Raw genomic sequence first — 26546 nt, 5'->3', positions numbered from 1 at the left:
CGGCCGCGCGCGCTACTCCCAGTTGTACAGCGCGTCCCGGAACACCTCTTCGACGTCCTCCGCCGTCACGGGCCGCGGGTTACACCGGAGCAGCCGCTGCTGGCTCTCCACGGTGCTCTCGGCGAGTACGCCGATGTCGTCGTCGGTGATTCCGGCCAGTTCGTTGAGTCCGCTCGGGAGCACGTTGAGGTCGCGCTGGAGCCGCACGAACTCCTCTCGGGCCTCGTCGGCGGCCTCCCGGGTGCTCATCCCCGAGGTGTCGGCGCCGAGCATCTCCGCCACCTTCGCGAACCGCGGCGGGTCGCTGGCGACGTTGTAGCCGAGGGTGCTCGCGGGCGTGAGCGCCGCGATGGTCTCCCCGTGATAGGTGTGGTAGTTGTTGCCGACGGGGTACGCCATCGCGTGCGCGAGGCTCGCGCCGGCGGTGAGCCCGGCGATCGCGCCGAACAGCGCGCCCTTCAGCATCGCGCCGCGCGCCTCGACGTCGTCGCCGTTGTTGACGACGCGGCGCACGTTCGAGGAGAGCAGGTCGATCGCCTTCTCGCTGAACATCTCCGTGAAGCCGGTGCGGCCGGCGTACACGGGGCGGTCGGCCGGGTCCTCCGGCCGGAGCAGGTCGTCGTAGCGGTGGGTGGTGTACCCCTCGATCGCGTGGCCGAGCGCGTCCATCGCGGTCTTCGCCGTGAGGTCCGGCGGCAGCGTCGTGGTGAGCGTCGGGTCGAGCACCGCGGCGTCGGCGCGGACGTGCGGGCTGGAGATCCCCTCCTTGATGTCCTTCTCGGGCACCGAGAGGATCGCGACGGGGGAGATCTCGGAGCCCGTCCCCGCCGTCGTCGGCAACAGGATCAGCGGCGGGCCCGACTCGGTGAGGTCCTCGCCCGCGCCCGTCGGCGCGGCCACGTAGTCGAGCACGTCGCCGCCGTTCGCGATGACGGCCCGGGTCGCCTTCGCGGTGTCCATACAGCTCCCGCCGCCCAACCCGAGGTAGAAGTCGTACCCGTCCTCGCCCATCTCTTCGCGGACGAACGCGATACACTCCCCGACCGCCTCGATGCTGGGCTCGCGCTCGACCCCGTCGTACACGTCGACGTCGAGGCCGTCGGCCGCCAGCTCGTCCGCGACGCGGTCGACGTGGCCCAGCGAGACGAGGTCCGAGTCGGTGACGATCAGCCCGCGCTCGTCGCCGTCGAGCCCGAGCTGACCGAGCTGGTAGCCGAGCTCGTCGGCCGCGCCAGCCCCCACGCGGACCGCCGGCATCTGGACCTCCCAGACCGTCTCCGGCGAGAGCTCGTGCGGGTCGGCGGAGACGGAGCGCTCGTAGCTCACACTCCCCACCCCGGCTGGATCGCCTCGAACTGCTCGGGGTCGTGGCCGAACACGATCTCGGCGTCGTGACGCCGCTCCAGCTCGCGGATCCGGTTCAGGCTCTCTGCCCACTCCGTCTTCCCCCAGACGAGGGGCCCGCCGAGCGGCGTGCCCGCCTCGTAGTTCTCGTCCATGTACACCTGATCGCCGGTGAACACCAGCGTCCCCTCGTCGTCGAGGTGGATCACCGAGCCGGTGAGCCCGGGCGTGTGGCCGGGGAAGCGGACGAACTCCAGGTCGGCGAAGCGCTCCTCGCGGTCGCGGTGGAGGACCCGCCAGTTCAGGTCGTGGTCGAAGTCGTCGAGGACGTACGCGCTGCTCCCCTCGTCGGTCTTCGCGCTGTAGTAGGCGAACTTCAGCTCCTCCTCGTGGACGTACACTGGCGTGTCGGTGCCCGCGAAGAACTCCAGGCCACCGGCGTGGTCGAGGTGGAGGTGGCTCTGGAACACCGCGTCGATGTCGTCGAGCGAGTAGCCCGCGTCCTCCAAGTCGTCGTCGAGGCGGTGCTCGCTCGCGTCGTGCGGATAGAACGCCTGAACGAGCCCCTCCGGCCAGTGGCCGTCGGCGGCGTCGTGGTGCGATCCGGTGTCCCAGAGGATCGTCGCCTCCGGGTGATCGATGACGAGGTTCCACACTGGGATCTCCCCGTACTCGGTGTCGGGGTTGGGTTCGTCGTGGCTCCCGATAGTGTTCGCCTCCATCATGTAGTTCATATCGCAGTACAACCCGCCGCGGTCGATGACGTGGACCTCAGCTTCCACCATACAGTTCAGCGTTCTTAATGATAGTTCATAAACATACCTCTTTGACGGGTCGCCGACCTCTGGCCCCGCCGCTCGCCCGGGGTCGACGCGTCGCGCGCGGGCCGCGCCGCCGATATTCAGGCGCGATACGCCGACGGTTTGTATTATATAGTAGCGTATTGAACAACAAACAAGTTGATAGAGGTCTCGCTGACGGCGCCGCTCGCCGCGCTCGCCGCGACCGTGGCCGCCGGCGCCACCGCGGCCGCGTTCGAGTACCGCGACGAGCCGGGCGGGCTCGCCGCGGCCGCGTTCATGGGCGCGATCTTCTGGTGGTCCGCCGGGCTGTTCGGCGAGGCGGTCGCGGCGACCGAGGCCGGCAAGGTGTTCTGGCTCAACGTCCAGTACCCCGCGACCGCCGTCGTCCCGGTCGCGGCGGTCGCGTTCGTCGCGTCGTACCTCGGCTACGACGCGTGGATCTCGCGGCGTCGGCTGCTCGTCCTGGCTGCCCCGCTCGCCGCGCTGACGCTGCTGAGCTGGACGAACGACTACCACGGGCTGGTCCGGGCCGGCACCGACGTCGTCGCGTTCGGCTCCGGAACGGTGCTGGTCCGGGAGCTCGGCCCGGCGTGGTGGGCCGGCTGGCTCTACTCGCAGCTCCTGCTCGTCGCGACGTTCGCGACGCTCGCGTACGGCGTATACGACTCGGCGCCCGCGTTCCGCACCTCCGCGGGGCTGCTGCTCGTCGGCTCCGGGGCGCCGTGGGCCGCGCAGTTCGTCGTCCTCGGGGGCGGGCCCGCGTTCCGGCCCGAACTCCTGTTCGTGCTCACGGGCGTCGCCTTCACGGCCGCGCTCCGGCGCGGGCCGACGCTCGGCGTGACGCCCGTCGCCCGGCAGGTGACCCTGAAGGCGATCCCGGACCCCATCGTCGTCGTCGACCGGAGCGGTCGGATCGCGGACACGAACCCGGCGGCGCGCGCGTGGCTCGGCGACGACGTCGCGGTCGGCGCGACGGTCGCCGACGCGCTGTCGAGCGCCCCAGAGGTCCGCGCCGCGTACCGGCGCGGGGAGGCCCCAGACGAGCCGCTGCGCGTCGAGGTCGACGGGGAGACCCGCTTCGTCTCGCTTTCGGCCGTCCCGCTCCCGACGCTCGGTAGCCGCTCGCAGGGCACGGTGCTGCTGCTGCGGGACGTGACCGACTCGGAGCGCAACCGGCGGGATCTGGAGGTGGCGAACGACCGGCTCCAGACGCTGACGCACGCGCTGGCGCACGACATCAAGAACCCGCTGGCGGTCGCGGACGGGTTCACGGACCTCGCGACCGGGGGCGACGAGGCGGCGATCGAGCGCGTCGAGGGGGCTCACGACCGGATATTCGAGATCGTCGACGAGACGCTCGCGGCCGTCGACCACCCGGACCCCGACACCGACGCCGAGTCGTTCCGGTTCGCGACGCTGGCCGAGGACGCGTGGCGGACCGCGGAGACGGCGGCCGCGACGCTGACGGTCGCGGGCGACGAGTCGTACGTCGCGGACAGGGCGGCGGTGCGCAGCGTCCTTGAGAACCTCTTCCGGAACGCGGCAGTTCACGCCGGTCCCGACCCGGCCGTGACCGCCGTCGCGCTCGACGGGGGCTTCGCGGTCGTCGACGACGGCCCCGGGATCCCGCCGGCGGAGCGCGACCGGGCCTTCGACCGCGGCTACACGACCGCCGACGACGGCACGGGGATCGGCCTCGCGTCCGTCGCGACGCTCGCCGCGTCGCACGGGTGGACTGTCGCCGCCGGGCGGGGTCGCGGGGAGACGGACGCGGTCCCCGACGCGGGGGCGATGGCCGTCGGCGACGGCGCGGCGTTCGTCGTCGGCTTCGGCGACCGACCGGTCGCTGAGGTCGCGGCGCCCGTCGTCGCCGACCCGGACGCGCTCGCAACGCCCTCGGAGCCGCTCGCGACGGAAAAATAGCCGACCGGGCGCGCTACTCGTCGGCGCGCCCGTCTGCGCCGTCCAGCGTGATCTCGGTGATCTCGACGACCCGGTCGTCCGCGAGCAGCTCCTCGACCGCCGCGTCCGGGACGGCCGAGTCGAGGTTGTAGACGGTGAGCGCCTCCCCGCCCTGCGTCTCGCGGCCGTTGAACATCCCGGCGATGTTCACGTCGTGGTCGCCGAGGACGGTGCCGATGAGGCCGATGACGCCGGGCTCGTCGGTGTTGCGCGCGACGAGCATGTGGCCGTACGGGACCGCGTCGACACGGAACCCGTCGATCCGGACGATGCGGGCGTCCTCGCCCGCGAACAGCGTCCCCTCGACCGCGATCTCGTCGTCGCCGTTGCGGACGGTGACGCGGACGAGGCTCTGGAAGTCGTCTGTCTGTCGCGTCTTCGACTCCGTCACCTCGATGCCGCGCTCCTCCGCGAGCCGCGGCGCGTTCACCGCGTTCACCTGCCACTCCAGCGGCTCGAAGACGCCCTTCAGCGCGCTCGCGGTGACGAGGTCGACCTCCTCCGCGGCGATGTCGCCCTCGTAGGTGGCCTCCACCTCGGTGATACGGCCGTCGAGCAGCTGTGCGGCCACCTTTCCGGCGGTCTCGGCCACGTCGATGTACGGCTCGATCCGCGGGAACGCGCTCTCGTCGACGGAGGGCGCGTTGAGCGCGGTCAGGACGGGCTCGTCGTCGAACGCCGCGAGGACGGCCTCCGCGGTGTCGACCGCGACGTTCTCCTGGGCCGCCTCCGTCGAGGCGCCGAGGTGGGGGGTCACGACGATCTCCTCGACGTCGAGCAGCGGCGAGTCCTGCGGGAGCGGCTCCTCCGCGAAGGAGTCGAGCGCGGCGCCCGCGAGGACGCCGTCGTCGACCGCCTCGGCGAGCGCGCCCTCGTCGACGATGCCGCCGCGGGCGCAGTTGATGAGGTAGCCGCCCTCCAGCTGTGCCAGCTCGGCCTCGCCGATCATCCCCTCCGTCTCGGGGAGGAGCGGGGTGTGGATCGTCGCGAAGTCGCCGGCCGCGAGCGCGTCGTGGAGGTCCTCGACGAGCTCGGCGCCCATCCGGTCGGCGCGCTCCTCGGAGATGTACGGGTCGTAGACGACGAGGTCCATCCCGAGCGAGTCGAGGCGCTTGGCGACCTCCTGGCCGACGCGGCCGAGCCCGACGATGGTGAGCGTCTTGTTGTTCACCTCGGTGCCGAGGAACTCGCCTTTCGCCCACTCGCCGCCGACGAGGCGGCCGTGGGCCTGCGGGATCGAGCGCGCGACGGCGAACGTCATCGCGACGGTGTGCTCGGCGGCGGCGCGGACGTTCCCCTCGGGCGCGTTCGCGACGATGACGCCGTGGTCGGTGGCGGCCTCGATGTCGATGTTGTCGACGCCGATGCCGGCGCGGCCGACGATGACCAGCTCGGTCGCGGCCTCGAAGACGGCCTCGTTCACGTCGGTCCCGGACCGCACGATCAGCGCGTTCGCGTCGGCGACGGCGTCGAGCAACGCCTCCCCCTCGCTCTCGTAGTCGGTGACGACCTCGTGGCCGGCGTCTCTGAGTCGGTCCAACCCCGCGTCCGCGATGGGGTCGGTCACGAGTACCTTCATGTCGAAACGCACCCGCGGCGCGGGGTTAACGCTTTCCGAATCGCGCCGTTTTGCCGCCCGAACGGATCCGCGCTCGTGTGTATCGACCCCTCCGTTTCCGGTGGAGAATGCGCGTTCGTGGGTATCTGCGGCGTCGGTACTCCCTTTTATACCCGGCCGCATGTGGCGGTATGGACCTCACGATCGCGTTCGTCGGCGTCGGCGCCATCCTCGCGCTGACCGCGGTGAGCGCCTTCTTCTCCAGTTCGGAACTCGCGGTGTTCTCCGTGCCGACCCACCGGATCGACTCGCTCGTCGCGACCGACGTCCCCGGCGCCCGGGCGCTGTCGGCGCTGCGCGACGACTCGCACCGCTTCCTCGTCACGGCCCTCGTGAGCAACAACGTCGCCAACATCGCCGCGGCGTCGGTCGCGACCGCGGTGTTCGTCCGGTTCGGCTTCTCCGGCGGCGAGGCGGCCACGGGGTCGACGCTCGTCACCTCGCTCTTCGTCATCGTCTTCGGCGAGATCGCGCCGAAGTCGTACGCGGTCGCCAACGCCGAGAAGCACGCGCTCCGCGTCTCGCGGATCGTCGTCGCGATCCAGCGCGTCCTCCGCCCCGTCCTGTACGTGTTCGAGGCACTCTCCGGGGTCGTCAACCGCTTCACGGGGGGCGAGTCCGCGATCGAGTCGTACCTCACCCGCGAGGAGATCGCGACGCTCGTTCGGTCGGGCGAGGCCGCGGGCGCGCTCGACCCCGACGAGGGCGCGATGATCCGCGGCGTCCTCGATCTGGAGACCACGACCGTCGACGCGGTGATGGTCCCCCGGACCGACGTGGTCGCGCTCCCGCGGACGGCGACGCCGGCGGACGCGCTCTCGCGGGCCGCGAGCGAGGGCGTCACCCGGATGCCGGTGTACGGCGAGAACCGCGACGACGTGATCGGCGTCCTCGACGTCCGCGACGCGATCCGCGCCGAGGAGACGGGCGCCGACCTCGCGAGCGTCCTCAGCGAGCCGACGTTCGTCCCCGAGACGAAGCCGCTCGACGAGCTGTTCGCGGAGATGCGCGCGAGCGAGGCGCGGATGGTGATCGTCGTCGACGAACACGGCGCGGTCGTCGGGATCGCGACGCTGGAGGACCTCTTCGAGGAGGTGGTCGGCGAGCTGGTCGGGCGGTGGGAGACGGACGCCGTCGACGTGGTCGCGCCCGACGCCGCCGTGGTCCGCGGGTGGACGACGGTGGCCCACCTCAACGAGACGCTCGGGCTCGCGCTGCCCGCGGACGCGGGCGCCGAGACCGTCGCGGGCCTGATAACCCGACAGCTCGGCCGGCTGCCGTCCGAGGGCGACCGCGTCGCGGTCGGCGACGTCACGCTCGCCGTCACCGGTGCGACCGCGACGCGGGTCACTCGGGTCCGCGTGGAACACGCCGACGAGAACGGGTTCGCGTCGGGGGCGGTCGACGGCGACGGGTCGGTCGATTCCGCGTGACCGCCGTCGTCGCGCCCGTCGCGCCCGCCGAGCCCGCCGCGCGCGGCGGCCGGCCACACGTAACACAACATACATGTACTTCCGACGGGTCTCGTGAGGTACGTTCTCGACCATGGTGAGCCGCTGGGCGTGTGACCGGTGCGGGTTCGTCGCGTGGACGCGGGACCGGTCGGAGATGGCCGAGGTGACGGGCTCGCACCTGCTCGCGCACCACTCCGACGCCCTCTCGAAGTCGGACTTCCGCGTGAGTTGGGACTGTCCGTACTGCGCCACGGCCAAGACCGCCTACGACACTGACGGGGCCGTCGCCGAGTTCAAGACGCACCTCCACGAGCACGTGGCCGACCGGATCGCCGGCGGGGCTCACGTGGCGGACCTGGTGGGCTGGGACGGCGTCGTCCGCGTCGACGGGCCGGCCGCCGGCGACGAGGCCGACCCGCTCCGGGCGCATTTCCACGGCGCCGCGGGGCTGGCGGTGGCCGTGACTCCCACCCCGGAGCGGCTGGTGCGCGCGCTCGACGGGGCCCTCGACGCGTGGCCCCGGCGGACGGTTATCGTCTCGACCGGCGAGTACGACTTCGAGGCGACGCCCGACGTCGACTTCGAGGGACGCAACGCCGAGATCGTCGAGCTCGACCCGCGCCTCTCCCCGGACGAGGTCGGCGAGACGGTCTCGCGGATCCTCGACGCCAACCACGAGCCCGGCGAGCGCATCTCGCTGGAAGTGAGCGTCTTCCACCAGATCGTCGCCTCCTTCGACGTCGAACGGGCGGTGGCGTTCGTCCGCATGCTCGCCGCGCGCCTCGACGACGCGGGCGGCGCGTTACAGCTGTACGTCGACGCCGACGCGGACCCCAACGTCGCCACCGTCCTGAACTTCCTCGACGAGACGATCGACCTGCGGGTCGCGGTCGACGACGGTCGATTCGTCCGCCGGCCGTAACTCCCGGCTTCGCGCCGCCGCGGCGGCCGGTGCGGGCTCCGCCGGCGCGTCCGCGTCTGCGGACGCCCGGTCCCCCGCCGTCTCGTCGTTCGGTCACTCGCCGTAGCTCTCGGTGTAGTCCGCGGGCCAGCGGACGTAGACGTACTCCACGTGGCGGTCAGCGGCCGCCTCGACGACGGCCCGCTTGAACCGCCGCAACACCGCCCTGGCGCGCTCGCGGGCGCTCTCCGAGGCGGTCTCGTCGCTCGCGAGCGCGCGCAGCCGCCGCTCGACGTCGACGCCGAGCGGGGACTCGGTCGCGCCCTCTGAGGGGGCCTCCTCGGTCGCGGCCGCCGAGACGATCCGCGGCAGGTAGGCCGCGGCGAGGTCCGCCACCAGCCGGTCGCGGTGGTCGAGCGTGTCGATCAGCCACTCGACGGCCGCCGACCGGTCGGCCGCGTCCGGGTCGGCCGCTTCGAGGAGCTCGCAGTACAGCCACGCCGCGTACCGCCTCGTCTCGGCATCGACGGCCTCTCGCGGCCGGTCGGGCGCTCCTCCGCTCTTCCCGGTCCGGCAGGACGCGGTCCGCTCCGCGGCGACCGCCCGGAACACCGCGAGCAGGCCGTCGGTCTCGAACGGTCGCTCGGCGAGGAGGCGGTCGCGAACGTCGCCAGCGGGGACCGCCTCCGCCTCGGCGGTCACCGCGGCGACGGACCTCGCGGCCGCCCGGCTGACGGTCTCCGAGGGGTCGCGCAGCGACCCGATCAACACCCCGGTCGCGTCCCGCCGGTCGAGCGCATCAAGTCGGTCGACGACGGCGAGCCGGAGCCGCTCGCTGCCGCGACGCGCCGCGAGCGCGAGCAGTTCGACCGCGTCGTCGCTGTCCATCGCGACGAGCGCGTCGACCGCGGCGCCGCGCACGAGGTCGTTCGGTGCGTTCACCAGCGGTCGGATCGCCTCGACCGCCTCGCCGCCGACTCGCGCGTACCCCCTGACGGCCCGAGCGCGGACCCGAGCGTCGTCGTCGTCGAACGCCTCGCGGAGCCGGGGCGCGGCCCCCTCGCCGCCGACGGCCGACAGCCCGGTCGCGCCGAGCATCCGATACGCGGCCCGGTCGTGTTCCAGCCAGCGCGAGAACGTCTCGGCGACGCCGGGTCCCGCCGCCCGAGACCCGCTGCCCGCGCCGTTCGCCCCGCCTGCGCCGCCGCCCCGCCGCTCTGTGATCCGGCGCGCCAGCCGATCGACGTGGTCGTCGCCGTGGAAGTACAGCGACTCGATCGCCGCCGCGCGGACGGCCTCGTCGGGGTCGTCGAGCGCGGTCGAGAACAGCGCCTCGACGATCCGGCTCGCGTCGGCGCTCATCGAACTGGAGGGGTTGCCGAGCGCTTCGGCCGCCTCGCGTCGCGTCGACGCGTCGAACCGGCGGCCGAGCCGCGCCACCGCCGGGGAGCGACCCCCGTCCGTGCGCCCGCGGTCGGGAGGGCCGTCGCCGTCGCGCCCGGCACTGCCGTCGCGCCCGGCACGGCCGCTCTCCGTCGACCCCGCGCTTCCCACCGTTCGCGGCCCGTCGTCCATCTGTGAACCCCTCACCGATCCGGTACGTTAAACGTACGGCCGCGGCTATCAGCGGTGAGAATCTCACCGGAGGCGCGTGTCGGATCGCCTCACCCGAGGTCGAACTCCCGGACGACGTCGTACTCGGGTCCCGACTCGGTCAGCGTCGATTTCACCAGTCGGATCTCGCCGACCGAGAACGACCCGGCCTGGGGCCGTTCGGCGTCGAGCGCGTCGCGGACCGCCTCGGCCCCGGCCGCGGTCTCCACTCTGGCCAGCGTGACGTGCGGCGTGAACTCGTGGTCGGCGGGGTCGACGCCGAGCGCGGTCGTCTCCGCTTCGAGGGCCTCGTGGAGCGCGGTGAGCGCCTCGGCCCCGCTGTCGACGCCGGTCCAGACGACCGAGACGTACTCGCGGTTCGGGAAGACGCCGAGGCCGGCGACGGCGCATTTAAATGGGGCGACGCCGGCGCGGTCGACGGCGCATTTAAATGGGGCGACGCCGGCGCGGTCGACGGCGCGCTCGCCGGCCGCGATCACGTCGTCGACCGTCGGTTCGGTTCCGTCGTCGCGTCCGCCGACATCGCCGAGGAACTTCAGCGTCACGTGCGCCTGTTCGGGGTCGACCGGGTTGACGCCGGGCGCGTCCGCGAAGGGGGCCTGCGCGTCCGCGACGGCCGGCGCGAGGGAGTCCGGGAGGTCGACGGCGAAAAACGCGCGCATGACGAGGATAAGATTGGGAGTGGTGATTTATAAATAATCGATGGCGGATCGAGGGTGAATGCCTCCGGCCCAGCCGCTCACTTATAAATAGCTGACTGTGGATCGATCGCGAACACCGCCAAAGCCCCAGCCGGGAGGCGGGCGCACGCTCGCTGCGGTCCTCGGTCGGTCGCTCACTTCGTTCGCTCCCTTCCTGCGGTCCTTACGTCGCCTGCGCCCGCCTCCCGGCTGCCCCTTTGAGTCCCGCCCGGCACAGCGACCGCGCCTCACACCTCCCCAGCCTCGTCGCTCGCTTCGCTCGCGACTCCCTCGCGCGTGCGACTCGCGGCCTCCGCTTCGCTCCGGCCGCTCGCCGGCACGCGCCACCGCGGACCTATTTATAAACGCTCGCGGAGCGTGTCGGCGGTCGCGTCCCCGACGCCGTCGACGTCGGTGAGGTCGTCGCGGGAGGCGTCCCGGACGTTCTCGACCGAGCCGAACCGCCGGAGCAGTCGTCGTCGGGTCTCGGGACCGACGCCGGGCACGTCGTCGAGGACCGTCTTCACCTCGTCGCGGACGGTCTGGTGGTAGGAGACGGCGAAGCGGTGCGCCTCGTCACGCACGCGCTGGAGCAGGTGGAGCTCGGGGGCGTCGTCGTCCCACCGCCGGGTGCCGGTCGGGGTGACGACCAGCTCCTCGGCCTTCGCGAGGGCGACGACGGGCACGTCCCAGCCCGTCTCCGCGAGCGCGTCGCGGGCGGCGCCCAGCTGTCCGTCGCCGCCGTCGATCAGGAGGAGGCCGGGGTCGGGGCGGTCGTCCCGCCCCTCGACCGCGCGCTCGGCGCGCCACCGGATCAGCTCGCGCATGTTCGCGTAGTCGTCGTTGCGCTCGGTGAGCTTCTTCCGGCGGTAGTCGGCCGTCTCGGCCGACCCGTCGACGAAGCACACGTCGGAGCCGACGACGGCGGTCCCCTGCGCGTGGCTCACGTCGAACCCCTCGATCCGCTCGGGGCGGTCGATCCCGAGGCGCTCGCCGAGCGCGCCCACGGGGTCGTCGCGCCCGCCGCGCTTCCGGGCGTTCTTCAGCGCCAGCTCGACGAGCTTCGCCTCGCGGCCGGCGCCCGGGACCCGGACCGCGACCCCCTCGCCCTCCAGCCAGTCGACCACGTCCGAGTCCGCGGGGCGCTCCGCGAGGAGGACCGCGTCCGGGAACTCTCGCTCGGCGTAGTACTGCGCGAGGAACGCCGCGAGGACGGCCGCGGGGGTGTTGGCGTCGGCGGACGAGGAGCCGCCGTCCACGTCCTCCACCGCCGCGGCGTCGAGTCGGTGCCGGCTCCGGTCGACGAGCTGGCCGCGCTCGCTGTGGAGCCGGGCCACGCGGGCCGTGTCGCCCTCGACCGCGGCCGCCAGCACGTCGACGGTGCGGTCGTCGGTCCGGTCGCTGACAGCCTCGCCGCCCTCGCCGTGGAACGCCTCGACGGCCTCGAGGCGGTCGCGGAGGTTCGCAGCGCGCTCGAACTCGTTCGCCTCCGCCGCGGCCTCCATCCGGCGGCGCAGGGGGTCCGCGAGGACGCCGGTCTCTCCCTCGAAGAAGCGCCGTGCGGCGGCGACGTCTTCGGCGTATTCTTCGGGGGAGATCTCGCCGGTGCACGGCGCCGAGCAGATCCCCATCTCGTAGTCGAGGCAGGGGCGGTCGCGCCCCTCGTACTTGTGGTCCGAGCAGCCGCGGAGGCCGTACACATCCCGCACCGCCTTCACCACGGTCTCGACGCGGCCAACGTCGGTGAACGGGCCGTACGCGACCGCGCCCGCCTCGGGGTCGCGGGTCACTTCGATTCTGGGTACCTCGTGGTCCGAGAAGGCGACCAGGGGGTACGACTTGTCGTCTTTCAGCCGGACGTTGTACCGCGGCCGCAACCGCTTGATGAGGTTCGCCTCCAGCAGCAGCGCCTGCGTCTCCGTGTCGGTGACCGCGAACTCGATCCGGTCGGCGCGCTCGACCATCCCGCGGATGCGCCCCGAGCGTGGGTCCGCGTACGACCGCACCCGGTCGCGGAGGTCGAGCGCCTTCCCGACGTACAGCGTCGTCTCGCCCGCCCGGAACTGGTAGACCCCCGGCTCCGTCGGGAGGTCTCGGGCCCGCTCGCGCACCGCGTCGGCGTCCATCGGTCTCGGATCGCCGTAGCCGCCCGACGCCATTGAACGCTGCGGGCCCGGCGCTCTCGACTCGCCGCCGCGGGCCGTCCCCGCTGCGGGCCGTCCCCGCCGCCGCCCGGCCCCTCTGATTATCAAACTCGAATACCGGGACGTGCGGTTTATGATGACGGTTGGGAGACGGTGACGTAGACATGACGGGACTTCGCGAGCGTCTGCGGCGGCTACTCGGACGGGGGACCGACTCTCGGTCTGTCCCCGACGGGGGCGTCGTCGTCGAGAACGGACCCGACTCCGCCGGATCGGCCGGCGGGACACCGACTGACGCCGCCGACCAGACCGGCGACCACACGTTCACCGACGCCGACGGCGTGAACCGCGCGGCGACGCTCGCGGGCGCCGGCTTCCAGCAGGTGTTCAACGCCACCAGCGTCCCGACGTTCATCCTCGACTGCGAGGGGAACGTCGCGGAGTGGAACGAGGCGATCGCGTCGCTCACCGGCGTCGAGCGCGAGGAGGCGGTCGGTCACGACCACGTCTCGGAGCTCTTTTACCCCGACGGCCGCCGAGCCGACACGCTCGCCGACAAGGTGCTCGACGTGCCGGACACCGCCGACGAGGTCCACGGCGTCGAGCGTCGCGAGGCCGGCCGCAACCGCTACCGCGACACCAGCACGATGGTCGACCGCCACGGCGACGAGCGGCACATCGAGTTCACCGCGACAGCGATGTACGACGAGGAGACCGGAGAGCTCGTCGGCGTGACCGAGGTCGTCGTCGACCGGACGGAGAACGTGAACCAGCGTGACGCCACGGGCGAGCTGGTCGCCGAGGTCCGGGAGACCGCGGAGGCGATCGGCGAGGGGAACCTCGACGCCCGCGCGAGCCGCCGCGACTCCTTCGAGCACCTCAGCGCCGACCTGGTCCGCGTCATCGACGTCGTCAATCAGATGGCCGAGAACCTCGACCAGCTCTCCTCGGGGGTCCACGAGAAGGCGCGCGACCTCGACGAGACCGTCGAGGAGGCGAGCGCCGCGGCCGCCGACATCGCCGAGAACGTCGACGAGCAGAACGAGCTCCTCGAAGAGAGCGTCTCCGAGATGCAGTCCTTCTCCGCGGGGATGGAGGAGGTCGCCGCGACGGCCGACGAGGTCGACTCCGCCGCGGTCGCGGCGGCCGACGCCGCCGACGAGGGGCTCGACGCGAGCGAGGACGCCCGCGAGGCGACCGAGGACGTCGTCGAGATCGGCGACGAGCTCGTCGAGAGCGTCGGCGCGCTCTCCGAGCGCATGGACGACATCGAGGAGGTCATCGAGGTCATCTCCGACGTGGCCGAGCAGACGAACCTGCTCGCCCTCAACGCCAACATCGAGGCCGCCCGCGCCGGCGAGGGCGGCGACGGCTTCGCGGTCGTCGCCGAGGAGGTAAAGAAGCTCGCCGACGAGACCCGCGGCTACACCGAGGAGATCACTGAGAGCCTCGACAAGCTGCAGGCACAGTCCGCGGAGACCACGACCGCCGTCGAGCGCTCCCACGACCGCATCGAGGACGCGGGCACCGAGATCGAGACGGTCCTCGACTCGCTGGAGGAGATCGCCGACGCCGTCGACGAGGCGGCCGCGGGCGTCGCCGAGGTCGCGCGCACCACCGACGACCAGGCCGCGACCGTCGAGGAGCTCACCTCGTCGCTGGAGGCGGTGCGCGAGCGCTCCGACCGCACCGAGGACGCGACCGAGCGCATCGTCGACGCCACCGACGACCAGGAGGCGGCCGTCGACGAACTGATCGCCCGGGTCGAGCAGCTCGACGCGCGGTAACGCTCCGACGCTCCGCGCTTGCCGCGCTCCGACGCCCCCGATCCCGTCGGTTTTCCTCGCCTTCCTTTCTCGCGCTTCGTTCTCCCCCTGCCGAACGTTTAACCCCGCTCAACCCCCAGAAATCGTATGTCCGTTACCCCGCCCGGACCGCTGGGCGACCCCCTGTTCGGCAACGGTCGCCAGTTCGCTGACGACCCGTTCGGCTTCCTGCGCGCCTGCGCCGACAGCTACGGCGACGTGGTGCGGCTCGACCTCGGCCCGAGAGAGACGTACCTGCTCACGAACCCCGCCGACGTCGAGCGCGTGCTCGTCGCCGACGCCGAGCGCTACCGGAAGCCCCAGTTCGGCGACGACGCGATGGACACGCTGCTCGGCGACGGCCTCCTCATGAGCGAGGGCGAGACGTGGCAGCGCCAGCGGAAGCTGGCGAACCCCGCGTTCCACAACCGCCGCATCGGCGCGCTCGCCGGCGTGATGGCCGACCACGCCGAGTCGCACGTCGCCGACTGGGAGGACGGCGACGTCGTCGATCTCCAGCTGGAGCTGGCGCGGCTCACCGTGAAGATCATCGTCACGGCGATGTTCGGCGCCGACATCGACGACGAGGAGGTGAAGACGGTCCAGGAGAACCTCGAACCGCTCGGCGCCCGGTTCGAGCCCGACCCCCGCCGGTACCTGATCCCGGACTGGCTGCCGACCCGCGAGAACCGCGAGTTCGACGCCGCCATCGACACGCTCGAATCGGTGATCGACGGCATCGTCGAGCGCCGCCGCGGCACGGAGCGCGACCCGAGCGTCGACCCCGCCGGCCCGGACGGGACCGGCGTCCGCGGCCCGCCCGGCGACCCCGACGCCGACCTCCCGATGGACCTGCTCTCCGTCCTGCTCCGCGCCCGCGACCGCGGCGAGCAGACCGACGAGAACCTCCGCGACGAGCTGGTGACGATGCTGCTCGCCGGCCACGACACCACCGCGCTCGCGCTCACCTACGCCTTCTACCTCCTCTCGAACCATCCCGAGGCCCGCGAGCGGGTCGAGGGCGAGGCCGAGGAAGCCGTGAGCGGCGGGTCCCTGACCGCGGGCGCCGTCCGCGACATGGACTACACCGAGCGCGTCCTCAACGAGTCGATGCGGCTCTACCCGCCCGTCTACACCCTGTTCCGCGAGCCGAAGCTCGACGTGAAACTGGGGGGCTACCGGATCCCCGAGGGGTCGGCGTTGATGGTCTCCCAGTGGGTGATCCACCGGTCCGAGCGCTGGTACGACGACCCCGAGGCGTTCGACCCCGACCGCTGGACGCCCGAGCGCCGGATCCAACGGCCCCGGTTCGCCTACTTCCCGTTCGGCGGCGGCCCGCGCCACTGTATCGGGAAGGCGTTCTCGCTGCTCGAGGCGAAGATCATCCTCGCGACCGTCTGCTCGCGGTTCGAACTCGACTACGAGGGGCCGAGCCTCGCCCTGCGCGGCTCGCTGACGATGCACCCGAACCACCCGGTGCCGATGCGGATCCGCGAGCGCTGAGGGATGACCGGCGCCGAGGCGGAGTCGTACTGCGCCCGCTGCGGCGAGCCCCTCTCGCGGGGCCTCGTCGCGAGCGAACAGCGCGCCTGCTGTCTCAACGCGACCCCCATCGCGGGCGTCTGCCCGACCCACGGGCCGGTGGGGCCGCATCACGCGGTCGAGGAGCCTAACGGGGTCGACGACGCGTAGTCGGTCGCGGCCGTCGCTCATTTATATACAGTACCCTTGTCCGGTCGGCGCGTGCCTCCGAGCGTCCGAAGGACGCGAGGAGCACGCGCGAGGGAGTCAGCCGGCCGGAGCGAAGCGGAGGCCGGCTGACGAGGCTGGGGAGGTGTGAGGCGCGGTTGCGGTGTGGGGTGGAGTGGGACTCAAAGGGGCAGCCGCGAGGACGAAGCACACCGACGTAAGCACTGGAAGGAGCGAGCAAAGCGAGCGACTGAAGCGCGCAGCGAGGTGCGCGAGTTCTCGCGGCTGGGGCTTTGAAGATGGTCGCGGCTGATCCGCTATCAGTTATTTATAACCGATCGGCTGGGGCTTTGGAGGTAGTCGCCGACACCCCGAAATCGATCACTTATAAATCGACGCTCGCCGCGACCTCCCGGAACTCCGGGTCCCACACGTCGAGCGCGTGGACCCGCCACCGGACCGGCTCGAACTCGGCGTCGACGAGGTCGGCGACGACCCCCGGCTCAGGATTCCCACCTCTCGCCAGTGTGATATGCGGCATGTACTCGTCGCCCTCGATGCCCTCGACCGCGCCGAACGCGTCACAGAGCCGCCGGTGAACCCGAACCAGCTCGTCGCTCTCGACGGCCAAGTACACCACCGGCCGCGACCCCGACCGCGGCGCGTCGAAGACGTCGACGCCGGTCACGGCGACCTCGAAGGGCTCGACCGCGGCGAGGGGGCGGCGAAGTCGCTCGCGCAGGCGGTCGACGGCCTCCTGTCGGGGGGGAGGGCCTCGCTCGCCGGTCTCTTCGTCTCCGTCTCGCACGTCTCCGACCCCGAACCGCTTACAGACGAGCGTGCGCCGCTCGCGCACCCTGTCGAACCCCGTTCGTTTCGGGTGGAGATCGGTCGCGAGCCGGTCCACCGCGGGCGGCAGCGGGACGTTGAGGCTGAACACGTCGCCGCCCGCCTCAGATCCGATCGGTGAGGTGCAAGGCGATCAGGACGACGAGCGCGACCCCGATCAGCGTCGGGATGGCGTCGAGCAGCCAGAAGGCGATATCGAGGACGGCCCCGACGATCTCCAGGAGAAGCCACACGACGACGAGCAGCAGCACGACCTTCAGGAGGTCGTCGGTGTCGATCTCGGCGCGGTTCATGCTCCGAGGAGCGCGCGGCAGCGGTAAAAATCCGGTGGCTGGCGGCGATCGATTCCGAGAGGCGCCCTACGCGATCTTCTCGTACTGCTCGGAGAGCTTCTCTGCGGCCTCGTCGAGCAGCTCCGACTCGTACTCGTCGAGGTCCCACTCGACGACCTCCTCGACGCCGTTCGAGCCCAGCTTCGCGGGCACGCCGAGCGCGGTGTCCTCGTACCCGTACTCGCCGTCGAGCACGACGGAGCAGGGGAGCACCTCGCCGGTGTCGTTGAGGATCGCCTCGACGGTGTGCGCGACGCCGGTCGCGGGCCCCCACTGCGTGGCGCCCTTCCGGCTGATCACGTCCATCGCGGACTCCTGGAGGTCCGCGAGGATCTCCTCCTTCTCGTCGGCGTCGAACGACGGGTCGCGGCCGTCGACGCGGACCTTCGAGAAGACGGGCGCCTGCGCGTCGCCGTGCTCGCCGAGGATCGTCGCCTCGACGTTCTTGACGGGCGCGTCGAAGCGCTCGGAGAGGACGTAGCGGAAGCGCGCGGAGTCGAGCCGGCCGCCGAAGCCGATCACCTTGTGGCGGTCGCGGTCGCCCGCCTCGTACAGGTGGCGGTTGAGCAGGTCCACCGGGTTCGACGTGGTGACCGTGACGAAGTCGTCGTTGTGCTCGGCGATAGAGGCGCCGATGTCCTCCATGATCGGCGCGTTGTCGCCGGCCAGATCGATGCGGGTCTGGCCCTCCTTGCGCGGGATGCCGGCCGTGATGACGACGACGTCCGAGCCGGCGGTGTCCGCGTACTCGCCCTGCCGGACGGTCGTGTTCGAGTCGTAGGCGACGCCGTGGTTCGCGTCGGCGGCCTGGCCGATCGTCGTCTCGCGCTGGTCCGGGATGTCGACGAAGACGAGCTCGTCGACCACGTCGCGTAACGCGAGGTTGTAGCCGGCCGCGGCTCCGACGGTCCCCGCCGCACCGATGACACTCACTTTTGTCATACCGTGTGAAGTCGCGGTCGGGCGGCGAGTAAACGTTTCGGAACCCCCACGAACGTCCGTGCCGATCCCGGCGCGTCGCTCCCGGCGAACCGTCGCGAAAACCCTAACTCCGGCGGCCGCACACACCCATCCAGTGCCGACGTTCCGCTACCCGTGTCCCGGCTGTCGGACGACGAACAGCCTTCACGACGCCGACTGCGAGTTCGAGGGCGTGAGCTGGCCGACCGTCGAGAAGGCGTACACGGACCTCCTGTCGGTGCTGTCCGCGGAGCCCGACGGGCTCTCGGAGGCGGCGCTGCGGGACGCGATTCCGGCGGACTGGGGCGGGCTCCACAAGGCCGCGCTCGGGACGCTCCGACGCGACCAGCGCGTCGTCGAGGACGGCGACCGCCTCCGCCTGCTCACCGCCGCGGAGTTCAAGGAGCGCGTCTCCGAGCCGACCCGCGAGCCGATGCGCACCGTCTACGAGCACGGCTCCGTCCCCGGCTGCCACGACAACGCCGTCTTCGCGATGGTGGCGTGGTACGAGATGGTCGGGCTCTCGTGGCCCGAGACCCGGGAGAACGTGATCGAGTGGCTCCGCGAATCCGGCGCGTGGGACCGCGGCGGCTTCGAGGAGTCGACCCCCGAAGAGCTCGTCGACGCCAAGCGCCACGTGTACGAGGAGGGATACGGCTGGAAGGAGAAGGGACAGGCCGCGAAACGCGTCATCGAGCGGCACCTGTAGCGCCCGTTTAAGTCTCCGCGCGACGTCTCGCCACCGTGACGCATCCGGAGTCCGGGGCCGTGTCGACCGGGGACGATCCCGAGGCCGATGGAGGCCCCGACCGATCCCCGGCCGTCGCCAACCCGCGCCGCGCGCTCGCGGTCGTGATCGGCGTCGTGTTCATCGACCTGGTCGGCTTCGGGATCGTGATCCCGATCCTCCCCTTCTACGTCAGGTCCTTCGGCGTCAGCGACGCGTTCATCGGGCTGCTCGCGGCCTCGTACTCGCTCGCGCAGTTCCTCGCGGCGCCCACGCTCGGCCGGCTCTCCGACCGGATCGGGCGCCGGCCGGTCCTCCTCGCGTCGCTCGCGACCGCGGGGGTCGCGTGGGTGACGTTCGGCTACGCCGGGGCCGCGGGGGCGCGCTTCGGCCCCGTCGCCGCGCTCGCGGTGCTTTTCGCCTCCCGGACGCTCGCGGGCGCGATGGGCGGCAACATCGCCGCCGCGCAGGCGTACGTCGCCGACATCACGCCCCGCGACCGGCGGGCGGGCGCGCTCGGCCTCGTCGGCGCCTCGTTCGCGCTCGGGTTCGTCTTCGGCCCGGCGATCGGCGGCCTCCTCGCCGCCGACGCCGTCGTCGCCCGCGCCGACGCCCTCCTCCCGGCGTTCGTCCCGGCCACCGCCTACTCCATCCCGAGCTTCGCGGCGGCGGGGATGAGCCTCCTCGCGGTCCTCGTCGGGTTCGCCTTCCTCGAAGAGCCGACCCGGACGCGTCCGGCGGGCGACGCGGAGGGGTCCCGCGGCCGCCGGACGACCGCGATCGGCCAGTTCCGCGACGCCCTCGCCTCCGCGTCGCTCCGGCCGCTGACGGTCGCGTACTTCGTCGTCGCCGTCGCGTTCGCGGGCGTTCAGGTGATGTTCATCCCGTACGTCGCGGACGCGTTCGGCTACGACGCGACGGCCGCGGCGTTCCTCCTCACCTACGTCGGCGTCCTCGGCGCGATCAATCAGGGCGTCCTCGTCGGGCGGCTCTCGCGGGTCGTCCCCTCGCGGACGCTCGTCGCCGTCGGATCGGTCGTCCTCGGCGTCGCGCTCGCGGCGATCCCCGCGACCGGCCTCGTCGACCGGGTCGCGGGCGGCGTCGCCCTCGGCGGCCCGGGGTGGCTCACGCTCCCGCTGGTCGCGCTGCTCGCCGCGCTCGCGGCGCTCTCGCTCGGCAACGCCCTCGTCAACGTCTCGCTGGCGACGCTCGTCTCCGCCTCGGCCGACGACGCCGACCAGGGGGCCGCGTTCGGCGTGACCCAGGGCGCGTCCAGCCTCGGCCGGACCGTCGGGCCGCCGCTGATGGCGGTGCTGTACACGGTCGCCGTCGCGTCGCCGTTCCTGATCGGCGCGCTGCTGCTCGCGCCCGTGGCGATCGCGTTCGCCCGGTCCGCCGACTGAGCGCGGGCGGACGCCGCCGCCCGCGACAGTTTTACCTCGCGGCTCGCCCTCGGGACCGACACATGTTCGACGCCGTCCCCGCGTGGCCGGTCGCCGGTTCGTTCGCGGGCGGCGCGGGCGCGGTCCTGCTCGCGTGGGCGATCCGCGAACGCCGCGGTCGCCCCGGGGTCGACTGGTTCCTCGCGGTGTTCGCCGCGCAGGCGACGTGGTGTTTCGCCTACGGGACCGGGCTGCTCGTGGCCGACCCGGCCCTCCGTGCCCTGCTCGAAACGGCGACGTGGCTCGGCATCATCTGGACCGGCGTGACCTTCCTCGGCTTCGCCTTGGAGTACACCGGCCGGAGCGACGTCGTTCGGAGTCGCCTGTTCGCGACGATCGTCGGGTTCGGCCTCCTCTCGACGACTCTGCTGGTCACGAACTCCCTCCACGGCGCCTTCTGGACCGACTTCGGACCCGACCCGGCCTTCGGCGTCGAGACCGTCTCTTACGCGCTCGGGCCGTGGGCGTACCTCACCGTCGCCGCGGAGACCGTCCTCGTGGCCAGCGCGGTGTTCCTCCTCGTCGACACCCTCCTGAGCTACGGGCCCCTCTACCGCCGGGAGAGCGCCGCGGTCGCGCTGAGCCCCATTCCGCCGGGGTTCGCCCTGGTCGCGTGGGCGCTGTCGCTCGGTCCGGTCCCGCAGCTCCAGCTCGCGCCGATCATGTTCGTCCCGCACGTCCTGCTCGACGCGTACGCGTTCGACCGCGCGGAGATGTTCGAACGGAACCCGACGACCAGCCGCGCCGCCGAGCGCACCGCCATCGACGACCTGCGGGACCCCATCGTCGCGCTCGGGCTGGACCACCGCGTCGTCCGGCTCAACCCCGCGGCCGAGGCGGTGTTGGGCGTCGGCGCAGAGACCGCTCGCGACCGGCCGCTCGCCGACTTCCTCGACCTGCCGGTCGGAGTCGACGAGGCGGAGACGGGGGCGTCGGACGGCGACGCCGACCCCGACGACGGCGCCTCCCGCGAGACGGTCCGGATCGACGCGGCCGACGCCGCCGGCCGCCGCACGTACGCGGTGTCCGTCTCCCGGCTGACCGACCCCAACGAAACGCACGTGGGGTACACGGTCGTCCTCTCCGACGTCACCGAGCGCGAGCGCCGCCGCCAGCAGCTGGAGGTGCTCAACCGAATCCTGCGCCACAACCTCCGCAACGACGCCGGCGTCGTCCACGGCTACGGCGAGATCCTTCGCGACCGCCTCGAGGACCCGGAGCTGGTCCGGATGGCCGACGCCGTCGAGCGCCGGGCGGGCGCGCTGGCCGCGCTCGGCGAGAAGGCCGGCACCGTCGAGCGGCTGCTCGCCGAGAGCGATCCAGCGGAGACGGACGTCCGCGACCTCCTGAAATCGGTCGTCGCGGACGCCCGAGACGGCGCGACGACGGTCGAACTCGTCGTCGAGGGGGGTGCGGACGGTGACTCCGACTGGACCACGCGCGTCAGGCCCGACGCGCTCCGCGCGGTCGTCGAGAACACCGTGGAGAACGCCGTCGACCACCACGACGGCGAGGGCGTCGAGCGCGAGGACGGCGGGGCGTGGGTACGGGTCGCGCTCCGCAGGGAGGGCGGCAACGCTGAGCGGGAGGCTGACGGCGACGCCCGCTTCGTCCTCACCGTCGAGGACGACGGCCCCGGCATCCCGGACCACGAGGTCGACGCCGTCGAGTCCGGACGCGAGACCGCCCTCGAACACGGCTCGGGGCTGGGGCTCTGGGTCGTCGCGTGGGGCGCCGCCGCCGTCGGCGCCGACGTGGAGTACGCGGACCGGGAACCGCGAGGGACGCGGGTGACGGTGTCGGTTCCGGTGGTCGCGGCGGAGTAAACTGAGAGAAGTTAGATTACTTACAATTTCAAAAATGCCGAATCTGCGTTCTTCAGTCGCTCTGAATCCGCGGGGCTAACATGAATGTCACATTTCCAAGTCCCTCTGCGAAGCCGTAGTGGAGCTTGACCGGGAACTCCTCGCCGAGCTCGACGGTGACCTCGGCGTCGGAGGGGATCGCCTTGTTCATGTCCTTCAGGTAGTCGAGGCTGAACAGCGAGTCGGCGGGGCCGGCGGTGAGCGCGATGAGGTCCTCGCGGTCGAGCTTGAGGTTCACGTCGTCGGTGTCGCCCTCGGCCTCGATGAAGAACGCCTCGTCGGTCTCGTCGACGCGGAGGCGGATGTGGTCGGAGACCATGTCGGCGGCCTTGATCCCGCGGTCGAGCTGCGCGCCCTCGACGACGATCTCGGAGGCGAGATCGAGGTCCGGGATGTCCGGCTCCTGGCGGATCGAGTCGGGGTCGATGAGCGCGAGGGTATACGAGAGGCCGTCGATCTCGATGTGGAGCTTGCGGGTCTCCTCGTCGAGTTCGAGGTGGATCAGGTCGCCGGAGTTGGCCATGCCGGCGATGTCCTCCAGCCGGGCGAGGTTGACGCCGATGACGCCGCCGTCGGCGTCGTAGGACTCGAACGCGGCCGCCTCCAGCGTGAGGTCGACCATGCCGACGTTGGCGGGGTCGACGGCGCGGATGGAGAGCTCCTCCTCGTTCAGGCGGATCTTACACTCGTCGACCAACACGCTCACCGAATCGAGCGCGTCCTGAAACGTCGACGCGCCCACGATGGCCTTGAACATATACGTTCAGCTTGGGCGGTATCACCTAAAAAGGCACCCGATCGGAGCGGCGACCGACCGCTCACAGCGACCGGACGAGGCGGGCGACGACGACCGCGAGCGTGACGACGGTCCGCCACAGTCGGAGCCGTTCGAGCCGGTATTCGCGGGCCTCGGATTCGTCCGACTCGTCGCTCTCGCCGTCCGGTTCGCGGTCGCGTTCGCAGGCCGCGTCGCCGTCGGACCGGTCGGGCGGCGGGCGGGTGGCGCGGTCCGGTTCTTCCCGCGGGTCCCGGCCGGGCGCCGCCGGCTCGCGGGACGGGTCGGAGGGGTCGCGGTCGGAGGGGTCGCGGTCGGAGTGATCGCGGCTCGGCGGCTCGCCCCGAGCGGTTTCGCCGCGCTCGGTCGGCTTCGGTTCCGCGTCGGTGCCGTCGGGGGCCGGCAGTGGCTCGTCGATCATGTTGGCTCTCGGCCGGGGGTGGCCGTACGCGACGATACGGGGTTAATTTATAAATAAACGAGCCGAACGCAAGGCGAAACTGAAACTCGTCGACGCCGCGAGGAGGGGTCGCGTTCGCCGCGCGGTCGCTCCCGGCTCAGCATATTACAAGGTGGAGCCTCCGACCTCAAGAAGCGAGCGAAGCGAGCGAGTAGGTCGGAGAGGAAACCGACCAAGCACTACACCAGCTACGTTCGATCGTCGGTCGACTCCTCACAGAACCGTTACTAATATAAAAACAAGAGAATACATCTGAAGCACGGATGGAGGTCCGCCGCACTGTCCCTGTCAAGCTCAATGTGGCCGACAGTGACGCCGATCTCCTCCATGAAACTATCTCCGAGTTCCTGTGGGCTGCCAACTACGTCGTCGACCACGCTTGGCAAGGTGAATATAAAACGACGAGCAAAGCCCAACTCCAACGTGAAACCTACGACGACGTGCGGGCAGAGACACGTTTACAAGCGAATCTCGTTCAGAACGCTCGCAACAAGGCCGCCGACGCCGTCCAAAGCGTCGTCGCCCGCTGGAAACAAGGCGACTACGCAGGGAAACCGTCCTTTTCCGCCCCCACACTCGTCTATGATAAGCGCTGTGCGACGTTCAACGACGACCACGTGACGCTTTCAACCGTTGAAGGTCGCATCACGGCCGAGTACGTCCTTCCCGACGAGAGCCGCGAGACGCCCCACTCGAAGTATCTGTTCAACGACGACTACGACGTAACGGGCGCAGAGCTCCACTACCGTGACGGCGAGTTCTACCTTCACGTCCGCACAAAGGCGGACGTGGAGTTCGAGACTGCCGACGACGGCAACGACGAGCACAGCACAGTCCTCGGCGTTGACCTCGGCATCGAAAACGTCGCCGTCACTTCAACGGGTACGTTCTGGAACGGGTCGGAGTTGAACCATTGGCGCCGCGAGTTCGAGAAGCGACGCGGATCGCTCCACCAGCGCGGGACGCGAGCCGCTCACGAAACCATCCAGTCGGTCGGACGCACGGAGACGGGACGCTACGACCACTTTTTACACACCGTCTCGAAGGAACTCGTCGCAGAAGCAGTCGAACACGACTGCGACGTGATCGCGTTCGAGAACCTGACGGGAATTCGTGAGCGGATGCCGAACGCCAAGAAGTTCCACGCGTGGGCGTTCCGACGCCTGTTCGAGTACGTCGAGTACAAAGCCGAGATAGTCGGCGTCTCGGTTGAACAGGTGAGTCCTGCCTACACCTCCCAGCGATGTTCCAAGTGCGGGACGACACTCCGAGAGAACCGCGAGACGCAAGCACGGTTCTGTTGCCAGAAATGCGGTTACGAAGTGAATGCCGACTACAACGCGGCGAAGAATATCGGTGTGAAGCATCTCCGCTCGGCGCAAACGTCGTCGGGCGGAGGCGCACCCGTAAACGTGCGCTTGAATCGCGGGACGTTGAACGTGAACGGTGATTACGAGCCTGCCAGCGATGGCCAGAACGGGAGTCCACGCGAAAGTCCCGCCCTCAACGAAGCGAACGGTGAAGCCGTGAGCGAGTAGGGCGGGGTAGTTTACATCAGCGGTTCGACGAGGTCGCGTCCCTCGGCGAGTAGTTCGGTGACCGCCTCGTCGCTGTCGGCCTCCGCGTACACCCGCAGCTTCGGCTCGGTGCCCGAGGGCCGGACGAGCAGCCACGAGCCGTTCTCCAAGAGCAGTTTAAACCCGTCGAGGGTGACGACTTTCGCGACGGGAGAGCCGCGGACGGACTCCGGAATGTGGTCCTCGAGCTCGTCGAGGACCCCCGCCTTCCGGTCGTCGGGGCAGTCGAGCGACACCTTCCCGGCCGCGATGTGTCCGTGTTCGTCCAGCAGGCGGTCGACGCGCGCGTCGAACGGTTCGGCGCCGTGCGTCGCGGCCGCGAGCAGCGCCATCAGGACGCCGTCCTTCTCGCGGACGTGGCCGCGGAGGGTGAACCCGCCCGACTCCTCGCCGCCGAACAGCGCGTCGTGCTCGCCCATCGCCTCGGCGACCCACTTGAAGCCGACCGGGGTCTCGTACACCGCTTCGCCGTGCGCCTCGGCGATGCGGTCGACGAGGAACGTCGTCGAGACCGTCCGGACCGCGGGGCCGGAGTCGGTCTCCAAGAGGCGGTCGTAGCAGGCCGCGTAGAAGAGGTTCGCGTCGAGGACGCCGCGCTCGGGCGTGACGACCGCGATCCGGTCGGCGTCGCCGTCGTTGGCGATTCCTAGGTCCACGTCGCTTTCGGGGTCGGTGACGCGCTCGGCCAGTCCTTCGAGGTGTTCCGCCGAGGGCTCCGGGGAGTCGCCGCCGAATGTCACATCGCGCTCGCAGCGCAGGCGGACGACCTCGGCGCCGGCGGATTCGAGGAGCGCGTCGGTGACGCCGCGTCCGCTCCCGTGCATCGCGTCGTACGCGACCGTGAGCCCGGAGAGGTCGACCGCACCGCCGTCGCCCCCGGTCCCGCTCCCGGCGACGCGCCCGACGACCTCGCGGGCCGCGTCGGCGTGGTCGCTCACGAGGTCGACGCGTTCGACCTCGCCGCGCTCCGCCTCGGGCAGGAGGTCCGGCTCCGCGAGGCGGTCGACGACGTCCTCGGTCACGTCGGGAAGCGCGGGCGCGCCGTCGTGGGGAATGAACTTCACGCCGTTGTACTCGGGCGGGTTGTGGGAGGCCGTGACCATACACGCGCCGGCGAGCCCGCGGTTGACGATGGCGTACGCGATGACGGGCGTCGGCGCGTCGCGCTCGGGGAGCAGCACGTCGAAGCCGTTGCCGGCGAGCACCTCGGCGAGGCTCTCGGCGAACCCCTCCGAGGTCTCGCGGGCGTCGTACCCCACGGCGACCGGCTCGTCGCGGCCCGCCGCGTCGAGGTGGTCCGCGACCGCCTGCCCCACGATCCGCACGCGCTCGTCGGTGAAAGTGTCGAGCGTCGCCCGCCAGCCGTCCGTGCCGAAGGAGATCTGATCCATGTCGGCCACGTCGGCGGCGGGGACAATAATGCCCGGTGTCGGTCGCGAGGCTTGCGCAGGCAAGCCGCCACCTGCTATTTATAAATGAACCGCGGCGGCGCGTGCCTGCGAGCGGCCGCCATCGGCGGCCGCGAGACAGCACCGCGCGAGGGAG

General features: G+C 71.2%; 22 protein-coding genes. 10 read left to right on the top strand and 12 right to left on the bottom strand.

Annotation, left to right across the window (positions count from 1 at the left end):
- Window positions 1-12 precede the first annotated feature (12 nt).
- Window positions 13-1326, bottom strand: a complete 1314-nt coding sequence (locus C466_RS13705) for a hydroxyacid-oxoacid transhydrogenase (RefSeq protein ID WP_004599265.1) — start codon at window positions 1324-1326, stop codon at window positions 13-15.
- The gene (locus C466_RS13700) at window positions 1323-2129 is read right to left on the bottom strand and encodes an N-acyl homoserine lactonase family protein (protein WP_004599266.1); all 807 of its coding nucleotides are present in this window, start codon (window positions 2127-2129) and stop codon (window positions 1323-1325) included. The genes C466_RS13705 and C466_RS13700 overlap by 4 nt, the downstream gene beginning before the upstream one ends.
- A gap of 174 nt (window positions 2130-2303) precedes the next feature.
- Between C466_RS13700 and C466_RS13695 the strand changes: the two genes are divergently transcribed.
- Entirely contained in the window at window positions 2304-4070 is a 1767-nt protein-coding gene (locus C466_RS13695; protein WP_004599267.1) for a histidine kinase N-terminal 7TM domain-containing protein, read from the top strand.
- A gap of 13 nt (window positions 4071-4083) precedes the next feature.
- Here the strand turns inward: C466_RS13695 and serA are convergent, their stop codons facing one another.
- The gene (serA, locus tag C466_RS13690) at window positions 4084-5688 is read right to left on the bottom strand and encodes a phosphoglycerate dehydrogenase (RefSeq protein ID WP_004599268.1); all 1605 of its coding nucleotides are present in this window, start codon (window positions 5686-5688) and stop codon (window positions 4084-4086) included.
- Between the two features lie 170 nt (window positions 5689-5858).
- On the opposite strand from serA, the gene C466_RS13685 reads away from it, so the two are divergent.
- Both C466_RS13685 and C466_RS13680 read left to right on the top strand, forming a co-directional pair.
- Window positions 5859-7160, top strand: coding sequence for a hemolysin family protein (locus C466_RS13685; RefSeq protein WP_004599269.1), 1302 nt, complete (start codon window positions 5859-5861; stop codon window positions 7158-7160).
- A gap of 112 nt (window positions 7161-7272) precedes the next feature.
- Window positions 7273-8103, top strand: a complete 831-nt coding sequence (locus C466_RS13680; RefSeq protein ID WP_004599270.1) for a DUF7504 family protein — start codon at window positions 7273-7275, stop codon at window positions 8101-8103.
- Between the two features lie 93 nt (window positions 8104-8196).
- On the opposite strand, the gene C466_RS13675 is transcribed toward C466_RS13680, so the two are convergent.
- The 3 genes from C466_RS13675 to C466_RS13665 form a co-directional block, all read right to left on the bottom strand.
- A complete protein-coding gene (locus C466_RS13675; RefSeq protein WP_004599271.1) occupies window positions 8197-9657 on the bottom strand; it encodes a HEAT repeat domain-containing protein in 1461 nt (486 codons plus the stop codon).
- 89 nt (window positions 9658-9746) lie between these two features.
- Window positions 9747-10358, bottom strand: a complete 612-nt coding sequence (gene thpR, locus C466_RS13670) for an RNA 2',3'-cyclic phosphodiesterase (protein WP_004599272.1) — start codon at window positions 10356-10358, stop codon at window positions 9747-9749.
- Window positions 10359-10735: 377 nt separating this feature from the next.
- Complete coding sequence (locus tag C466_RS13665; protein ID WP_004599273.1) at window positions 10736-12502, bottom strand: excinuclease ABC subunit C; 1767 nt, start codon at window positions 12500-12502, stop codon at window positions 10736-10738.
- Between the two features lie 182 nt (window positions 12503-12684).
- Between C466_RS13665 and C466_RS13660 the strand changes: the two genes are divergently transcribed.
- From C466_RS13660 to C466_RS13650, 3 genes are all read left to right on the top strand, one after another.
- Window positions 12685-14307, top strand: coding sequence for a methyl-accepting chemotaxis protein (locus C466_RS13660; RefSeq protein WP_004599274.1), 1623 nt, complete (start codon window positions 12685-12687; stop codon window positions 14305-14307).
- Window positions 14308-14433: 126 nt separating this feature from the next.
- On the top strand, window positions 14434-15828 hold the full coding sequence (locus C466_RS13655) for a cytochrome P450 (protein ID WP_004599275.1): 1395 nt from the start codon (window positions 14434-14436) through the stop codon (window positions 15826-15828).
- Between the two features lie 3 nt (window positions 15829-15831).
- Window positions 15832-16017: a hypothetical protein gene (locus tag C466_RS13650; RefSeq protein ID WP_004599276.1), complete on the top strand. Its 186-nt coding sequence runs from the start codon at window positions 15832-15834 to the stop codon at window positions 16015-16017.
- A 382-nt stretch (window positions 16018-16399) separates the two neighbouring features.
- On the opposite strand, the gene C466_RS13645 is transcribed toward C466_RS13650, so the two are convergent.
- From C466_RS13645 to mdh, 3 genes are all read right to left on the bottom strand, one after another.
- A complete protein-coding gene (locus C466_RS13645) occupies window positions 16400-16954 on the bottom strand; it encodes a 2'-5' RNA ligase family protein (protein WP_004599277.1) in 555 nt (184 codons plus the stop codon).
- Window positions 16955-16967: 13 nt separating this feature from the next.
- Window positions 16968-17156, bottom strand: coding sequence for a DUF7554 family protein (locus tag C466_RS13640; RefSeq protein ID WP_004599278.1), 189 nt, complete (start codon window positions 17154-17156; stop codon window positions 16968-16970).
- 66 nt (window positions 17157-17222) lie between these two features.
- Window positions 17223-18137: a malate dehydrogenase gene (gene mdh / locus C466_RS13635; protein WP_004599279.1), complete on the bottom strand. Its 915-nt coding sequence runs from the start codon at window positions 18135-18137 to the stop codon at window positions 17223-17225.
- Between the two features lie 133 nt (window positions 18138-18270).
- Here mdh and C466_RS13630 point away from each other — a divergent pair, with 133 nt between their 5' ends.
- From C466_RS13630 to C466_RS13620, 3 genes are all read left to right on the top strand, one after another.
- Complete coding sequence (locus C466_RS13630; protein WP_004599280.1) at window positions 18271-18864, top strand: DUF7474 family protein; 594 nt, start codon at window positions 18271-18273, stop codon at window positions 18862-18864.
- A gap of 35 nt (window positions 18865-18899) precedes the next feature.
- On the top strand, window positions 18900-20285 hold the full coding sequence (locus tag C466_RS13625; protein ID WP_004599849.1) for an MFS transporter: 1386 nt from the start codon (window positions 18900-18902) through the stop codon (window positions 20283-20285).
- 62 nt (window positions 20286-20347) lie between these two features.
- Window positions 20348-22150 (top strand): sensor histidine kinase, encoded by a 1803-nt coding sequence (locus tag C466_RS13620; RefSeq protein ID WP_004599282.1) that lies wholly within the window; start codon window positions 20348-20350, stop codon window positions 22148-22150.
- Window positions 22151-22202: 52 nt separating this feature from the next.
- Here C466_RS13620 and C466_RS13615 read toward each other — a convergent pair whose 3' ends face one another.
- Both C466_RS13615 and C466_RS13610 read right to left on the bottom strand, forming a co-directional pair.
- Complete coding sequence (locus C466_RS13615) at window positions 22203-22946, bottom strand: DNA polymerase sliding clamp (protein ID WP_004599283.1); 744 nt, start codon at window positions 22944-22946, stop codon at window positions 22203-22205.
- A 61-nt stretch (window positions 22947-23007) separates the two neighbouring features.
- The gene (locus C466_RS13610) at window positions 23008-23385 is read right to left on the bottom strand and encodes a hypothetical protein (RefSeq protein WP_004599284.1); all 378 of its coding nucleotides are present in this window, start codon (window positions 23383-23385) and stop codon (window positions 23008-23010) included.
- A 302-nt stretch (window positions 23386-23687) separates the two neighbouring features.
- On the opposite strand from C466_RS13610, the gene C466_RS13605 reads away from it, so the two are divergent.
- Window positions 23688-24962 (top strand): RNA-guided endonuclease InsQ/TnpB family protein, encoded by a 1275-nt coding sequence (locus C466_RS13605; protein ID WP_004599285.1) that lies wholly within the window; start codon window positions 23688-23690, stop codon window positions 24960-24962.
- Window positions 24963-24973: 11 nt separating this feature from the next.
- On the opposite strand, the gene C466_RS13600 is transcribed toward C466_RS13605, so the two are convergent.
- A complete protein-coding gene (locus C466_RS13600; RefSeq protein ID WP_004599286.1) occupies window positions 24974-26392 on the bottom strand; it encodes a phosphoglucomutase/phosphomannomutase family protein in 1419 nt (472 codons plus the stop codon).
- Between the last annotated feature and the right edge of the window lie 154 nt (window positions 26393-26546).

The sequence above is a fragment of the Halorubrum distributum JCM 10118 genome (genome assembly GCF_000337335.1).
Lineage (GTDB): Archaea > Halobacteriota > Halobacteria > Halobacteriales > Haloferacaceae > Halorubrum > Halorubrum distributum.
The sequence above is the reverse complement of the archived record's forward strand: the minus strand, read 5'-3'. Positions and strand labels throughout refer to the sequence as shown.

What these genes read in the sequence shown, in the direction of transcription:
- C466_RS13600 (WP_004599286.1), bottom strand. Translation starts at nt 26,392, where the DNA reads ATGGATCAGATCTCCTTCGGCACGGACGGCTGGCGGGCGACGCTCGAC.
- C466_RS13640 (WP_004599278.1), bottom strand. Translation starts at nt 17,156, where the DNA reads ATGAACCGCGCCGAGATCGACACCGACGACCTCCTGAAGGTCGTGCTG.
- C466_RS13685 (WP_004599269.1), top strand. Translation starts at nt 5,859, where the DNA reads ATGGACCTCACGATCGCGTTCGTCGGCGTCGGCGCCATCCTCGCGCTG.
- C466_RS13665 (WP_004599273.1), bottom strand. Translation starts at nt 12,502, where the DNA reads ATGGACGCCGACGCGGTGCGCGAGCGGGCCCGAGACCTCCCGACGGAG.
- thpR (WP_004599272.1), bottom strand. Translation starts at nt 10,358, where the DNA reads ATGCGCGCGTTTTTCGCCGTCGACCTCCCGGACTCCCTCGCGCCGGCC.
- C466_RS13605 (WP_004599285.1), top strand. Translation starts at nt 23,688, where the DNA reads ATGGAGGTCCGCCGCACTGTCCCTGTCAAGCTCAATGTGGCCGACAGT.
- C466_RS13675 (WP_004599271.1), bottom strand. Translation starts at nt 9,657, where the DNA reads ATGGACGACGGGCCGCGAACGGTGGGAAGCGCGGGGTCGACGGAGAGC.
- C466_RS13610 (WP_004599284.1), bottom strand. Translation starts at nt 23,385, where the DNA reads ATGATCGACGAGCCACTGCCGGCCCCCGACGGCACCGACGCGGAACCG.
- serA (WP_004599268.1), bottom strand. Translation starts at nt 5,688, where the DNA reads ATGAAGGTACTCGTGACCGACCCCATCGCGGACGCGGGGTTGGACCGA.
- C466_RS13620 (WP_004599282.1), top strand. Translation starts at nt 20,348, where the DNA reads ATGTTCGACGCCGTCCCCGCGTGGCCGGTCGCCGGTTCGTTCGCGGGC.
- C466_RS13650 (WP_004599276.1), top strand. Translation starts at nt 15,832, where the DNA reads ATGACCGGCGCCGAGGCGGAGTCGTACTGCGCCCGCTGCGGCGAGCCC.
- C466_RS13615 (WP_004599283.1), bottom strand. Translation starts at nt 22,946, where the DNA reads ATGTTCAAGGCCATCGTGGGCGCGTCGACGTTTCAGGACGCGCTCGAT.
- mdh (WP_004599279.1), bottom strand. Translation starts at nt 18,137, where the DNA reads ATGACAAAAGTGAGTGTCATCGGTGCGGCGGGGACCGTCGGAGCCGCG.
- C466_RS13680 (WP_004599270.1), top strand. Translation starts at nt 7,273, where the DNA reads ATGGTGAGCCGCTGGGCGTGTGACCGGTGCGGGTTCGTCGCGTGGACG.
- C466_RS13700 (WP_004599266.1), bottom strand. Translation starts at nt 2,129, where the DNA reads ATGGTGGAAGCTGAGGTCCACGTCATCGACCGCGGCGGGTTGTACTGC.
- C466_RS13660 (WP_004599274.1), top strand. Translation starts at nt 12,685, where the DNA reads ATGACGGGACTTCGCGAGCGTCTGCGGCGGCTACTCGGACGGGGGACC.
- C466_RS13655 (WP_004599275.1), top strand. Translation starts at nt 14,434, where the DNA reads ATGTCCGTTACCCCGCCCGGACCGCTGGGCGACCCCCTGTTCGGCAAC.